We start from the raw sequence: 13,233 nt of genomic DNA on the forward strand, positions 1-13,233 counted from the left end.
CACGTCGCGGTCCGTCGTTCGGGCGATGCGTTCTGTGTTGCTCCACAGGGACCAACCTAGGTCTGTTTATGTGCCGAATCGCCGTCCAGACACGCCGGTGGGCGGAGCTTGGCCGGGGGTTCGCCGCGTCCGTGAGGCGGGCGCGCGGGACGCCGTAAACTGGTGGATCGGCCAGTGTCGGTCTCTGGCCCCTGGCAGCCCCTGGCCCACTCAACAACGGGAAGTCGCAACGTGTCGCTCACGATCGGAATCGTCGGCCTGCCCAATGTCGGCAAGTCGACCCTGTTCAACGCCCTGACCAAGAACGACGTGCTGGCGGCCAACTACCCGTTCGCCACGATCGAGCCGAACGTCGGCGTGGTCGGGGTGCCCGACGCCCGCCTCGCCCAGCTGGCCTCGATCTTCAAGTCGGAGCGCATCCTCCCGGCCACGGTCGACTTCGTGGACATCGCCGGCATCGTGCGCGGCGCCTCCGAGGGCGAGGGCCTGGGCAACAAGTTCCTCGCGAACATCCGCGAGTCCGACGCCATCTGCCAGGTCATCCGCGCCTTCAAGGACGAGAACGTCGTCCACGTCGACGGCAAGGTCTCGCCCAAGAACGACATCGAGACGATCAACACCGAGCTGATCCTCGCCGACCTCCAGACCATCGAGAAGGTCCTCCCGCGCCTCCAGAAGGAGTCCCGGATCAAGAAGGACCTCGCCCCCAAGGTCAAGGCGGTCGAGGAGGCCAAGGAGATCCTGGAGAAGGGCGACACCCTCTTCTCCCAGGGCATCGTCCAGGGCACCGAGCGCGCGGAACTCCTCCACGACCTGCACCTGCTCACCACCAAGCCCTTCCTCTACGTCTTCAACGTGGACGAGGAGGAACTGGTCGACGAGGACTTCAAGAACGAGCAGCGCGCCCTGGTCGCCCCCGCCGAGGCGATCTTCCTCAACGCCAAGCTGGAGGCCGACCTCGCCGAGCTGGACGAGGAGGAGGCCCTGGAGCTGCTGGAGTCCGTCGGCCAGAACGAGCCCGGCCTCGCCACCCTCGCCCGCGTCGGCTTCGACACCCTCGGCCTCCAGACCTACCTGACGGCCGGCCCCAAGGAATCCCGCGCCTGGACCATCAAGAAGGGCGCCACGGCCCCCGAGGCGGCCGGTGTCATCCACACCGACTTCCAGAAGGGCTTCATCAAGGCCGAGGTCATCTCCTTCCAGGACCTCCTGGAGGCCGGCTCGGTCGCGGAGGCCCGCGCGAAGGGCAAGGCGCGCATGGAGGGCAAGGACTACGTGATGCAGGACGGGGACGTGGTGGAGTTCCGCTTCAACGTCTGACGTTTCGTCGAGAACTGTGCCCGACCCGCTTGCCGGTGGGTCGGGCACAAGCTTTTGTCCCAGGGAGTTCTCGCCCCCGTGATGAGGGGCAGTGGCAGGTCTGGTCGGCGTGAGACCGCCTCAGACCTTGATGACCTCGACGGAAGGGCCGCACAGGAGTGTCAGATCCTCGGGGTCGGACGTGAGGACCGTGACCGGCCGGGGTGCGTTGCGGGCGATGACGGCGAAGGCGGCATCGATGGCGTACTTGTGGCCGTGGAGGTGATGGGCGCGCAGAAGCGCGGCGGCCTGGTCGGTGATCTCCTTGGTGACGTCGTGAACGTCGACGCGGGAGAGGATCCACTTGATACGGGCCGGGTGGATGCGTTCGTAGTCGGCCTCAAGCGTGGTCATGGCGCTGGTGGCGACGCGGATGCCCTCTTCCGAGGCCGCCTGGACCAGGGCCACGACGGTACGGTCCTTGAGGTAGAGCTTCGAGAGGCCTTCGCTGTCGAGCAGGAGGGTGCCGGGCATCAGGCGGCGGCCCCGCCGGCCTGCCGGTGGTCGTGGCGCAGCAGCGCCCGGGCGGCCTCGACCTCCTCGCGGGTGAGAGCTTCGTTGTCGGTCTCGAAGTCGGCGACGATCTCCCGCAGCTTGTCCATGGCGACCCTCTGTTCGAGAGCCTCGGCGACATAGGCGGAGAAACCGCCGGGCCCGACATGGGCGCGTACGGCCTCGGCGAGATCCTCGGGCAGGCTGATCGAGTACTTCTTACTACCGCTCATGGTGCTGATCCTACCGGCGGTCGTAAGTCTGGGGTGTGAATGACTACCCCGCGACCGCACCGACCTGTGCGGGTGGCGTCGCCCGTTCCAGGCAGACGCGGTAGGCGCGGCGTACGGGCTCGACCGCGCCGTCGATCTTCAGGCTCGCCAGGGCCATCGCCGCCCATTCCCGGACGGTGGAGTCGTCGCTGTCCAGGAGGGCGATCAGGGCGCGGCCGCAGCGTGGGTCCGCCACCTCTTCGAAGACCTCGATGGCGGTCAGCTGACCGAACCCGCCGAGGGAGGGCAGTCCCTCGATGAGGGCGGGGATGGCGTCGGAGCCGATGCCGATCAGTTCCGCGCGGGCGTCGTAGGACGGGCCGGTCGAGTCGTCGAGCTGCTGGATGAGTCTCTCGATGTGGGCGGTCATGGGTGGTCCCGGCGCCAGAAGGTGGGCAGCCACCAGCAGAGCACCGAGCGGTCGTCGGGCCACGGGGCGCGGTCCTCGGCCGCCCAGTCCTCGAAGGAGTCCCGCGTCAGATCGATGGGGCGCCAGGCGGGGTCGAGCGGCTCGTCCTCGGCCGGCGGGCGGACGTACCGTCGGCCGTGCTGGTCGCAGGCGCCGAAGTCCTGGTAGTTCCGCTGGGCCTCGATCAGGGAGACCTTGTTCGCCCCTCCGGCCATGGTCGGCCAGCGGAACTGGACCCCGTCGTCCTCCCAGAAGCAGATGGGGCAGATCTCGTACGAGCCGGGCATCGCGTCCAGCACGCGGTGCCCGCAGCACGGGCAGGGGTAGGAGTCGCTCACCCCCGCAGTCTCCTTGGAGGTCCCGCCGGGGTGCCATGGGTTTCTCTGCCTCGGCCCCCCGGCCAGTCCGCAGCCGGTCCGCAGGACACCCGTGAACGGCCGTCGGGAGTCAACGCATGCCAACGAGGAACCCCAGGTCAGGGTCCTGCACGGCGCTCCGCCGCAGGTCGGAATCGGACCGCAGACATTCCGCTTCAACGTCTGAGCGGACGAACGACTGCTCAAGGCGTATGAGAACGCATTGGCGCGGCACCCGGCACCCGTCACCCGACAGTCATGCCGGCGTCCGGAAGGGAATTCAGGGCAGGAGCGGAATGGCCGGGAACCATCGGTGCGGGCGGGACGTGGTTTCTGTGGGAGCACGTTGTCGACGATGTCGGGGGAGGCATGGACGTGCGTGACGGGACTGCGCTCGCCGAGCAGATCGCCGCGCGGCGGGCCGGGACGGGAGATCCGCGGGCACTCCTTGGGGAGTTGAGGCGGGCCGGCATGCTCGTCCCGCTGGACCGGGGCCGGTTGTGGACGGGGCGGTTCGGCGGGGTGCGCTGGGTGTTCGCGTTCACCGGCGAGGAGGCCCTCGCCCGCTTCGCGCAGGAGCGGGCACGGGAGTCGGGAAACGCGCAGGACAGCGCACGGCCCTGGGAGTTCGCCGAACTGCTCGGCGCCCGGCTGCTGGACGAGGTCATCCCGGCGATGGGCGAGCCCGCGGGCCTCGCCGTCGACGTCGCCGACCCCTACGGGGCCATGCTCTTCCCGCCCGCCCTGGGCATCGTTCCGGAGGAAGCCGCCGTCGACGCGCCGGCCCGGCCCGTCGGCGGGACCGAGACGACCGGCGCGACCGCGGGGGGTGCCGTCTGATGGGCGACGGGGCGAAGGATCTCCATGTCGACGACTACACCGTCCAGCGGCTCACCCAGGGCCTGCGCGACGCGGTCGGTGAGCTGAAGGAGATCGGTACGAGCACCGGAGCGGTGCTCGGCAAGGGTTTCTCCGAACTGGCGATGACCGGCATGGAGGCCGGGCACCACGGCCTGTCCGTGGACTTCGAGGACTTCTGCGAGCGGTGGGAGTGGGGCGTCCGCGCGCTGATCCACGACGCCAACGCCATCGCGGCGAAGCTCGGCCTGGCCGCGGGCGTGCTGTGGGAGGAGGACCAGTACGTCGAGAGCGCGCTGAAGTACGGCGTCAACTCGGTCGCCGGCGGCAGCCCGTACGCCTCCGAGGAGGAGATCGCCAGGCAGGGCTGGGGCGAGGTGTTCACACCGGACGCGCTGAACCCGGACTGGAGCGCCGAGTCGTGGGACCGCGCCGGTGACGAGATGGCCCAGACCTGGAAGGACACCGGGCGCGCGCTGCTCACCGAGGGGCAGGGCGGCGAGCGGACGCGGAGGCTCAACGACCTCCTCGGCATCGACCAGGACCAGTTCGACAAGGCCGTGGACGACACCTTCGGGCCGTCGCCCGAGGAGCGCGCCGGACAGCAACAGCAGCAGCACGACGGCGGGGGGAACTGACGTATGGGCATCGGGGATTTCGTCAGTGACATCACCCCGGATGTCGTGGAGGACGCGGTCGAGGACGGCGTCGAGTGGGTCGGCAACCGGGTCGAGGACGCCGGTAACTGGACGGCGGACCGGCTCGACGACGTCGGCTGGGAGTCCGGTGCGGACTGGGTGCGCGAGAAGTCGCGGTCCCTGGCGAACCGGATGGGCGCCGAGGTGGACGAGTTGGACCTCGGGCAGACCGAGGACAAGACCAAACTCGTCTACGGCTCGCCGGGCAAGCTGCGCTCCACCGCGTCCCACCTGCGGCACTTCACGAACTCCTTCAACGACGTCGGGCTCGGTCTCGAAGGGCTCGACTCGGACTCCCTGCGGGGCCGGGCGGCGGACGCGTTCCGCACGACGGTGAAGCTGGAGCCGCCCAGGTGGTACAAGGGCGCGGACGCGTTCGAGGAGGCGGCGAAGGCCCTGGAGTCGTTCGCGGACACGGTGACCTGGGCGCAGGGCCAGGCGCAGCTCGCCATCGACAAGTGGAAGGAAGGCACGAAGGCCTCGGCGGACGCCCTGGACGCGCACAAGAAGAAGGTCGAGACCTACAACAGCGCCGTCGAGAAGTACAACGCGACGCCCGCCGACAAGCGTGACCCCGCCACACTGCCGCCGAAGCCGGGCGAGTTCTCCGACCCCGGCAAGGCGAAGATGCAGGAGGCGCAGGACATCCTGGCCGAGGCGCGCAAGCAGCGGAACTCCGCCGCCGAGACCGCCCGCAAAGCCGTGCAGAAGGCCCGGGACGCGGCCCCGCCCAAGCCCTCCTACGCCGAACAGCTCAACGACGGTCTCGACGAGGCCGAACTGATGAAGACCCACTTCGGCATGGGTGTGGTCAAGGGCACCGCGGGCATCGTGAACTTCGTCCGGAGCCTCAACCCGACGGACCCGTACAACATCACGCATCCGGCCGAGTACGTCACCAACCTCAACAGCACCGTCGCCGGTCTCGTCCAGGTCGCCAACGACCCCTGGGGCACCGGCAAGCAGATGCTGGACAACTTCATGAAGGACCCGGCGGAAGGCCTCGGCACGCTGGTGCCGGACGCGCTCCTCACCGCCGCGACGGGTGGCGCCGGAGCCGCCGCGAAGGGAGCGCGGCTCGCGGAGGACCTCTCGGACGCCGCCAAGGCGCGCCGCGCCCGCAGGCTCAGGGAGACCGTCCGCAGGCCCGACGGCAAGCGGTGCGGCCGTGAGCCCGTCGACTTCGCGACCGGCCGCATGTTCCTGCCGCAGCAGGACGTGTTGCTGCCGGGCAGCCTGCCGCTGCTGTTCCGCAGGGACTTCGAGTCCTCGTACCGGGCGGGCCGCTGGTTCGGCGAGAGCTGGTCGTCCACGATCGACCAGCGGCTGACCGTCGACCCGATCGGTGTCGTCTTCCACGGCGAGGACAACCTGCTCGTCCCCTATCCGCACCCCGCCCCCGGCACCCCGGTGCTCCCCGAGGCGGGGCCGCGCTGGCCGCTGGAACGGCACACCGACGGCAGTTACACGCTCACCGACCCGGACACGGGCATCGTCCGGCACTTCCTCGCCCCGCCCGGCGCCGAGCCGGGAGACAACGGCTCCGCGCCGCTCGCCGAGATCGCCGACCGCAACGGCCGGACGATCACCGTCGAGTACGACGAGGAGGGCGCCCCGCTGGCCCTCACCCACTCGGGGGGCTACCGCCTCACGTTCACCACGGAGAACCGCCGGATCACCTCGCTCAGCCTCGGCGGCACCGAGATCGCCCGGTACGGCTACAGCGAGGAAGGCCACCTCACCGAGGTCACCAGGTCCTCCGGCGTCCCCACCCGGTTCGACTACGACACCGAGGGCCGCATCGTCGCCTGGACCGACACCAACGGCTCCCGCTACAGCTTCGTGTACGACGACAGGGACCGGTGCGTGTCCCAGACCGGCGCCGAGGGGCATCTGCGCTCGGAGTTCCACTACAGCCACCCGCACCCCGACACCGGCCTGACCACCACCACGGTCACCGACTCCCTCGGCCACACCTGGCGCTACACGGTCAACAGCCACCTCCAGGTGGTCGCCGAGACCTGGCCCACGGGCGCGACGGTCCGGTACGCCTACGACCGCGACGACCGGCTGCTGTCCCGTACCGACCCCCTCGGCGGGCGCACCGAGTTCCGCTGGGACGACCAGGGCCGGCTGGTCTCCACGACCCGCCCCGACGGCAGCGTCCAGACGGCGGCCTACAGCAGCGACGGCCGCCCCGTCGAGCTGGTCCAGCCGGGCGGGCTGCGCTGGAAGCAGGAGTTCGACGAACGCGGCAACCGGGTCGCGGTCACCAACCCCGCCGGGCGCACCACCCGCTACACCCACGACGCGCTCGGCCACGTCACCTCGGTCACCGACCCCCTCGGCGCCACGACCCTGCTGCGCCACAACGCCGCCGGCCTGCTCGTCGCCGAGACGACCCCGGACGGCGCCACGACGACATACGTGCGGGACGCCTTCGGCCGGATCACCGAGCGCACCGGGCCGAGCGGCGGAACCGCCCGCTTCGAGTGGACCCCCGAGGGCCGGCTCGCGCGGTTCACGGCCGCGGACGGCGCCGTGGAGTCGTGGACGTACGACGGCGAGGGCAACTGCCTCGGCCACACCGACCCCGAGGGCGGCACCACGACCTTCGAGTACACCCATTTCGACCTGCTCACGGCCCGCACCGACCCCGACGGCACCCGCCACGAGTTCACGCACGACACCGAGCTGCGCCTCACCGAGGTCCGCAACCCTTTGGGGCTGCGCTGGAGTTACACCTACGACCCGGCCGGCCACCTCGTCGCCGAGACCGACTTCGACGGCCGCACCGTCACCTACGACGTCGATCCGCTCGGCCGGGTGCTGACCCGTACCAGCCCGCTCGGCACGGCCGTCCGCTACGAGCGGGACGCGCTCGGCCAGGTCGTCCGCAAGGACGCCGACGGCGCCGTGACGACGTACGAGTACGACCCCGCGGGCCGGCTGCTGCGGGCGAGCGGGCCCGACGCGGAGCTGATGTACGCGTACGACCGCCGGGGCCACGTCAAGAGCGAGCTGGTCGACGGGCGGGTGCTGTCCTTCTCGTACGACGCGGCCGGGCGCCGCACCCGGCGGATCACCCCGAGCGGCCATGTCACCTCGTACACGCACGACAGCGTGGGCCGTGCCGCCGCGCTGAACGTCGCGGGCCACGACATCGTGTTCACACGCGACGCCGCGGGACGCGAGCTGACCCGCAGCGTCGGGGAGACGCTGACGCTGACGTCGGACTGGGACGCCGCGGGCCGGCTCACCGCCCAGGAGGTCGCGCGCGGCGGTCACCGGCTGAACCTGCGGACGTACGCGTACCGTGAGGACGGCCATCTCGTCGCGATGGACGACGCCCTGCGCGGCCCGCGCCGCTTCGGCCTGGACTCCACGGGCCGGGTCACCGCCGTCACGGCCGGCCGGTGGAGCGAGTCCTACGCGTACGACAGCGGCGGCAACACCGTCTCCGCCGCCTGGCCGGACCGGCACGCCGGCGGCGACGCGCGCGGCAACCGCTCCTACACCGGCACCCGGATCACGGAGGCCGGGGCCAACCGCTACGTGTACGACGACGCCGGCCGGCTGGTCCGCCGTTCGAAGACCCGGCTGTCGAAGAAGCGTGACGTGTGGACGTACGCGTACGACGCCGAGGACCGGCTCACCGAGGTCACCACCCCGGACGGCACGCTGTGGCGCTACCGGTACGACCCGCTCGGCCGGCGCATCGCCAAGGAGCGCATGGCGGCCGACGGCCGGACGGTGGCCGAGCGCACCCGCTTCGTCTGGGACGGGCCCGTGCTCGCGGAGCAGACCACGGAGATCCCCGGCGAGCTGCCCCACCACACCACGCTGACCTGGGACCACGAGGGCATGACCCCGGTCGCCCAGACCGAACGGCTCACCGACGCGGCCACCCGGCAGGAGATCGACAGGCGGTTCTTCGCCATCGCGACGGACCTCATCGGCAGCCCGACCGAGCTGATCGACGAGGACGGCCGCATCGCCTGGCAGAGCCGCACCACGCTGTGGGGCATCACGACGTGGAACGCCGACGCGTCCGCGTACACACCACTGCGGTTCCCCGGCCAGTACTTCGACCCGGAGACCGGTCTCCACTACAACCACCACCGCTACTACGACCCGCAGACCGCCCGGTACACCACGCCCGACCCGTTGGGCCTGGCGCCCGCGCCCAACCCGACGGCGTACGTGCACAACCCGCACCGGTTCAGCGATCCGCTGGGCCTCGCGCCGTACGAGGACAACGGGGGACTCGGCGACCTCATCGAGGTCAACAAGCCCGACCCGGACGCGGACAAGCTGGCCGAGAAGCTCGGCGGAGCGCCCCGCAGGAGGTTCGCCAACGACCCGGACGGACGGGAGTTCGACGCGATCAGCGACGATTACGTGGCCCAGGCGAAGCCCAAGGACTTCACCCTGAACAAGAAGTTCCGCAAGCAGGCGCAGGCCACGTTCGAGGCGGCGATCCAGAGCGGTCGCACGCCGTACTTCCACTTCGACGGACCGCCCGGACCAGGCGTGATCGATAAGCTCCAGGAATACGGACGCCGCTACGGCGTCGAGCCGGTGATCGACACGACTCCGCTGGAGTGAGGACATGTACGAGTTCCATGGCTGGTTCGGTATCTCCGAGGACCCGTACGAGGACGACTCGCGGTCTCTGAAAGCGGGTGTCGAGGAGCTGCGTGCGCGGATCGACGCGGTCCGGTGGGGCTCCAGCTGCAAGGTCGCGCTCGACGTCTTCAACGGGCTGGACGTCGTCACGGCCACCGGCCACACCAACCACGTCGGTTACGAGGCCGGGCAGCTGGACGAACTGCTGGCGTACATCGCGCGCCGGTTCCCCGGCTCCTGGGGGATGCTCTACGACCGCTCGGACGACGGCGACATCCCGAACGCCGACAACGCGTTCCGGGTGCGCGTGATGCGCAGGGGGATGATCGAGGAGCGCCTGGATCCGTTCCTCTCGCCGTGCAGTCCGGTGATCGAGGACTGAGCCCGGGCGGGGGCCGGCTGCCTCAGCTCCGGGCGGTCTCGGGGAAAGCGCTCGGCATGGCCGTACGGAAGCACAGGGGCGGTGCCCACAGGGCACGTCAGGCCGGTGGACCACGGAAGTTAGAGTGGCCGCAGTCATGATCGCGGATACGGGGGCGTGTGGTGTTCGGAGGGCGTGGGCGGGCGGCTCGGCGTGAGCGGTACGAGGAGGAGGGGCGCTCGGACGAACGCTACGTCGTCGGTGAGCTGGACGACCACGACGAGGCGCTGCCGGACATCCCGGTGCCCGAGGAGCCCGGTGCCTGGCAGGCGCCCGATGTGCTCGAACAGCACCTGTACGAGCTGGTCACCCGGCACGCGGCGGGCGAGTGGGAGGACGAGGAGGCGCGGGAGGAGGCCCGGGGCGAGCTGACCCTCGCCTTCCTGCGGGCGCTCGCCGGTGACCTCGTGTACGTGCCGTTCCGCCGGGAGGAGACCTCGCCCGACCCCGGCCGGCGTACGTTCCACGTCTACGACACCCCTGTCGGACGGCTCGTCGCCGTGTACACCCGGGGGCTGCTCCCGCGCCCCCATCCGTTCCTGGTCTTCGAGTCGTACACGCTGCGCGACCTGGCCGACGACCTGCCCGGCGACGTCGACGGCATCGCCGTCAACAACCGGACCCCGATCCCGATGCTCATGGCGGCCGACGCGGAGGAGCGTCAGGTGTGGCGGGCGCTGCACAACGAGCACTGGGACGAGGACGGCCGCGCCGAGCGGCTCGTCACCCTGCGCTCCGGGGCGCCCTCGCCCGGGCCGCTCCTGCACGGGCTGGCCCTCGGTGCGCACATGTGCTTCGTCAACGGCGAGGCCTGGAACAACCCGCACTACCACGGTCTGGGCCTGTCCATCGAGCACGAGCGGCTCGCCAAGTGGTGGGGCGTCACCGGCCGGGACGAGTGGCTGGACGTCCAGCGGCGGCTGCTGGACCGGGAAGTCACCCCCTGGTACTGGGAGTTCGTCCTGGACGCGCGTACCGCGCTCGCCGAGCGGCACGCCGACGGACGGCTGCAGGCCGTCGACGCCACCGCGTGGCGCGCGTACGTCGAGACGGCCTTGCGGGAGCGTGCCGAGCAGGTGCCGGACCAGATCGGGCCGGACTGGGAGGAGTTCGTCGCCCACGTGGTGGGCCTGGTCGGCAAGGTGCTGCGCTACGAGGGCAGGTTCCGCGCCGACGGCCTGCTCGCGCCGGACGCCGCCGTGCGTTCCGTCGCCGCCTGGGACATCGGGCGTGCCTCGATGATGGCCCGCTGGGGCTACGGCGCCCGGTTCGCCACCCGCGCCGAGATGCGCGAGGCCGTCGTGGAGGCCGGCGGGGCCGCGCAGGCCGCGCACACCTCCTGGCGGGACTTCTCCGCCGGCTACGCGCTGGGCCGCTGCCTGCACTTCGACGAGGAGGAGTTCGGCGGCTGGTACCAGGAGATGCTCGCCGCCCACCAGACCCTGGCCACCCACCCGGACAGCCCCTGGCAGACCGTCCCCTTCCGCCTGCCCCACGGAGCGGGACTGGGCGCCTAGCCGCTCGATCGGCCTCGCCCGACGCCGGACGCCCGACGCCCGACGGCCGACGCCGGACGCCCGACGTCGGACGGCCGACGCGGCGCGGGGTCGGAAGCGCGTCAGGCGGGGACGGCGGGGGCGTGTGCGGCGTCGTACACCGCGTGGGCGCGGGCGATGTCGCCGCTGTGCCGCCTGGCCCAGTCGACGAGGGAGAGCAGGGTCTCGTACAGCTCCAGCGCCATCTCGGTGCACTCGTACTCGACCCTGGGCGGAACGGTCGGGTAGACGGTGCGCACCAGCAGGCCCTCGCGTTCCAGCTTGCGCAGGTTGAGGGTGAGCATGCGACGGCTGATGCCCTCGATGCCGCGCTCCAGCTCGCTGAAGCGCACCGGGCCCTTCGCCGCCGCGACGAGGATCCCGATGGCCCACTTGCCGGCCACCCGGTCCAGGACCTCGCTGACCGGGCACGCCGGGTTGTCGGCCTGCTCCGTCACATCCATGTGACCCCGAGACATAAAAGTGCCTCCTTCCGCAGGTAGTTGACGTTACACAAGATGGACTCCGTAACAAAGTGAAACCACGGAGGGGGAGTTCCATGTCCGCTCACGTCCCGCCCGTACGAGCGGGCGCCGGCGCGTCCCGCCGGCTCGCGCTGGCGGTCCTCTGCGCCGGCCAGCTGATGGTGATCCTCGACGGCACCATCGTGAACGTGGCGCTGCCGTCCATCCAGGAGAGCCTGGGCTTCTCCCCGTCGGGCCTCGGCTGGGTGGTGAACGCGTACCTGATCCCCTTCGGCGGTCTGCTGCTGCTCTCCGGCCGGTTCGGTGACCTCTTCGGCCGCAGGCGTGTCTTCACCACCGGCCTGGCCGTGTTCACCGCGGCCTCCCTGCTGTGCGGCGTGGCGCAGAGTCCGGCCGTGCTGCTCGTGTCCCGCTTCGCCCAGGGAGTGGGCGGCGCCATCACGTCCTCGGTCACGCTGGCCATGGTCGTCACCCTGTTCACCGAGCCCCGGGAGCGGGCCGGGGCGATCGGTGTCTACAGCTTCGTGCAGTCCGCGGGCGGCACGCTCGGCCTGCTGCTGGGCGGTGTGCTGACGCAGACCGTCGGCTGGCACTGGATCTTCTTCGTCAACGTGCCGATCGGTGCCGTGGCCGTCTTCATGGCCCGGCGCACCCTGCGCGCCGAGGAGGGCGCGGGCAGGGGCAAGAGCGCCGACGCGCTCGGCGCCTGCCTGGTCACGGCCGCGCTCATGCTCGCCGTCTACACCATCGTCGAGGCGGCCGGCCACGGCTTCGGTTCCCCGCGCACCCTCGGCCTCGGCCTCGCCGCGCTGGTCCTGCTCGCGCTGTTCGTGGTCCGCCAGGCGAAGGCCGCGGACCCGCTGCTGCCGCCCCGGATGTTCGCGTTCCGCAATGTCTCCGGCGCCCTGGGCACGCACACCCTGATGATCTCCGGCATGTTCGGCTTCCAGTTCCTGGCCGTGCTGTACATGCAGAAGGTGCTGGGCTTCGACGCGGTGCAGACCGGTTTCGGCGTGGTCCCGGTCTCGCTGCTCATCGGCCTGATGTCGCTGTTCCTCGCCCCGCGCCTCATCGCCAGGGCGGGCCACCGGACCGTGCTGCTCGGCGCCCTGGTCCTGATCGCCGGGGGCCTCGCGCTCCTCGGTCGGATCCCGGCCGACGGCGCCTACCTCACCGACGTGTTCCCCGCCACCGTGCCGCTCGGGACCGGCTTCGGGCTGGCGATGCCGGCCCTGGCCGGGCTGGCCATGTCGGGAGCGGACCCGGGGGACTCGGGACTGGCCTCGGGCATGTTCAACACGATGCAGCAGGTGGGTGCCTCCCTCGGCCTCGCGGTCCTGAGCACGCTGGCCGCCTCCCGCACCAGCACCGCGCTGGCTGACGGAACCGCCCGCGCGGAGGCGCTGACCGAGGGGTACCAGCTGGCCTTCCGGGTCGGTTCCTGCTTCGTCCTGGGCGCCCTGGTGGTCGCCGCGACGGTCCTGCGCAACCCGCCCCGTCCCGGCCCCGCTCCGGCCGCCCGCCCTGGCACTGCTTCGGCCGCCCGCTCTGGCACTGCTTCGGCCGTCCGCCCTGGCACTGCTCCGGTCGACCGTCCCGGCACCGCTCCGGCCGCCCGCCCTGGCACCGCTCCGGCCGACCGCCCCGCCGCCGCCCGGTCGACGGAGACGGGCACCACCTCTCCGTGACGCACGACGGGCATGCGAAAGGGGGCCGGAC

General features: G+C 71.1%; 12 protein-coding genes. 7 read left to right on the top strand and 5 right to left on the bottom strand.

What is annotated here, in order from left to right; translation table 11 throughout:
- The first annotated feature begins 231 nt into the window (after positions 1-231).
- Positions 232-1,320, top strand: a complete 1,089-nt coding sequence (ychF, locus tag IEZ20_RS23435; RefSeq protein ID WP_189301966.1) for a redox-regulated ATPase YchF — start codon at positions 232-234, stop codon at positions 1,318-1,320.
- A gap of 120 nt (positions 1,321-1,440) precedes the next feature.
- On the opposite strand, the gene IEZ20_RS23440 is transcribed toward ychF, so the two are convergent.
- The 4 genes from IEZ20_RS23440 to IEZ20_RS23455 are packed head-to-tail and all read right to left on the bottom strand — an operon-like array spanning position 1,441 to position 2,870.
- The gene (locus tag IEZ20_RS23440) at positions 1,441-1,833 is read right to left on the bottom strand and encodes a DNA-binding protein (RefSeq protein WP_189301968.1); all 393 of its coding nucleotides are present in this window, start codon (positions 1,831-1,833) and stop codon (positions 1,441-1,443) included.
- A complete protein-coding gene (locus IEZ20_RS23445; protein ID WP_189301970.1) occupies positions 1,833-2,084 on the bottom strand; it encodes a hypothetical protein in 252 nt (83 codons plus the stop codon). Before IEZ20_RS23445 ends, IEZ20_RS23440 begins: the two co-directional genes overlap by 1 nt.
- Positions 2,085-2,127: 43 nt before the next feature.
- Positions 2,128-2,493: a HEAT repeat domain-containing protein gene (locus tag IEZ20_RS23450; RefSeq protein WP_229896224.1), complete on the bottom strand. Its 366-nt coding sequence runs from the start codon at positions 2,491-2,493 to the stop codon at positions 2,128-2,130.
- Positions 2,490-2,870 carry a CPCC family cysteine-rich protein gene (locus IEZ20_RS23455; protein ID WP_189301972.1) on the bottom strand — a complete coding sequence of 127 codons (381 nt, stop codon included), beginning with the start codon at positions 2,868-2,870 and terminating at the stop codon, positions 2,490-2,492. The genes IEZ20_RS23450 and IEZ20_RS23455 overlap by 4 nt, the downstream gene beginning before the upstream one ends.
- 387 nt (positions 2,871-3,257) lie before the next feature.
- On the opposite strand from IEZ20_RS23455, the gene IEZ20_RS23460 reads away from it, so the two are divergent.
- From IEZ20_RS23460 to IEZ20_RS23480, 5 genes are all read left to right on the top strand, one after another.
- The gene (locus tag IEZ20_RS23460) at positions 3,258-3,728 is read left to right on the top strand and encodes an SseB family protein (RefSeq protein ID WP_189301981.1); all 471 of its coding nucleotides are present in this window, start codon (positions 3,258-3,260) and stop codon (positions 3,726-3,728) included.
- A complete protein-coding gene (locus IEZ20_RS23465) occupies positions 3,725-4,384 on the top strand; it encodes a hypothetical protein (RefSeq protein ID WP_189302248.1) in 660 nt (219 codons plus the stop codon). The genes IEZ20_RS23460 and IEZ20_RS23465 overlap by 4 nt, the downstream gene beginning before the upstream one ends.
- A gap of 3 nt (positions 4,385-4,387) precedes the next feature.
- On the top strand, positions 4,388-9,052 hold the full coding sequence (locus IEZ20_RS23470; protein WP_189301983.1) for a putative T7SS-secreted protein: 4,665 nt from the start codon (positions 4,388-4,390) through the stop codon (positions 9,050-9,052).
- A gap of 4 nt (positions 9,053-9,056) precedes the next feature.
- Positions 9,057-9,455 (top strand): Imm7 family immunity protein, encoded by a 399-nt coding sequence (locus IEZ20_RS23475; protein WP_189301985.1) that lies wholly within the window; start codon positions 9,057-9,059, stop codon positions 9,453-9,455.
- Between the two features lie 161 nt (positions 9,456-9,616).
- Positions 9,617-11,011 (top strand): DUF1266 domain-containing protein, encoded by a 1,395-nt coding sequence (locus IEZ20_RS23480; RefSeq protein ID WP_189301987.1) that lies wholly within the window; start codon positions 9,617-9,619, stop codon positions 11,009-11,011.
- Between the two features lie 101 nt (positions 11,012-11,112).
- Here IEZ20_RS23480 and IEZ20_RS23485 read toward each other — a convergent pair whose 3' ends face one another.
- A complete protein-coding gene (locus IEZ20_RS23485) occupies positions 11,113-11,508 on the bottom strand; it encodes a winged helix-turn-helix transcriptional regulator (RefSeq protein ID WP_189301989.1) in 396 nt (131 codons plus the stop codon).
- Positions 11,509-11,588: 80 nt separating this feature from the next.
- On the opposite strand from IEZ20_RS23485, the gene IEZ20_RS23490 reads away from it, so the two are divergent.
- Positions 11,589-13,202 carry an MFS transporter gene (locus IEZ20_RS23490; protein WP_229896225.1) on the top strand — a complete coding sequence of 538 codons (1,614 nt, stop codon included), beginning with the start codon at positions 11,589-11,591 and terminating at the stop codon, positions 13,200-13,202.
- The last annotated feature ends 31 nt before the right edge of the window (positions 13,203-13,233 follow it).

This window comes from Streptomyces cinerochromogenes (genome assembly GCF_014648635.1).
In the GTDB taxonomy this organism is placed as follows: domain Bacteria; phylum Actinomycetota; class Actinomycetes; order Streptomycetales; family Streptomycetaceae; genus Streptomyces; species Streptomyces cinerochromogenes.

What these genes read in the sequence shown, in the direction of transcription:
- IEZ20_RS23440 (WP_189301968.1), bottom strand. Translation starts at nt 1,833, where the DNA reads ATGCCCGGCACCCTCCTGCTCGACAGCGAAGGCCTCTCGAAGCTCTAC.
- IEZ20_RS23445 (WP_189301970.1), bottom strand. Translation starts at nt 2,084, where the DNA reads ATGAGCGGTAGTAAGAAGTACTCGATCAGCCTGCCCGAGGATCTCGCC.
- IEZ20_RS23450 (WP_229896224.1), bottom strand. Translation starts at nt 2,493, where the DNA reads ATGACCGCCCACATCGAGAGACTCATCCAGCAGCTCGACGACTCGACC.
- IEZ20_RS23460 (WP_189301981.1), top strand. Translation starts at nt 3,258, where the DNA reads ATGGACGTGCGTGACGGGACTGCGCTCGCCGAGCAGATCGCCGCGCGG.
- IEZ20_RS23470 (WP_189301983.1), top strand. Translation starts at nt 4,388, where the DNA reads ATGGGCATCGGGGATTTCGTCAGTGACATCACCCCGGATGTCGTGGAG.
- IEZ20_RS23475 (WP_189301985.1), top strand. Translation starts at nt 9,057, where the DNA reads ATGTACGAGTTCCATGGCTGGTTCGGTATCTCCGAGGACCCGTACGAG.
- IEZ20_RS23485 (WP_189301989.1), bottom strand. Translation starts at nt 11,508, where the DNA reads ATGTCTCGGGGTCACATGGATGTGACGGAGCAGGCCGACAACCCGGCG.
- IEZ20_RS23490 (WP_229896225.1), top strand. Translation starts at nt 11,589, where the DNA reads ATGTCCGCTCACGTCCCGCCCGTACGAGCGGGCGCCGGCGCGTCCCGC.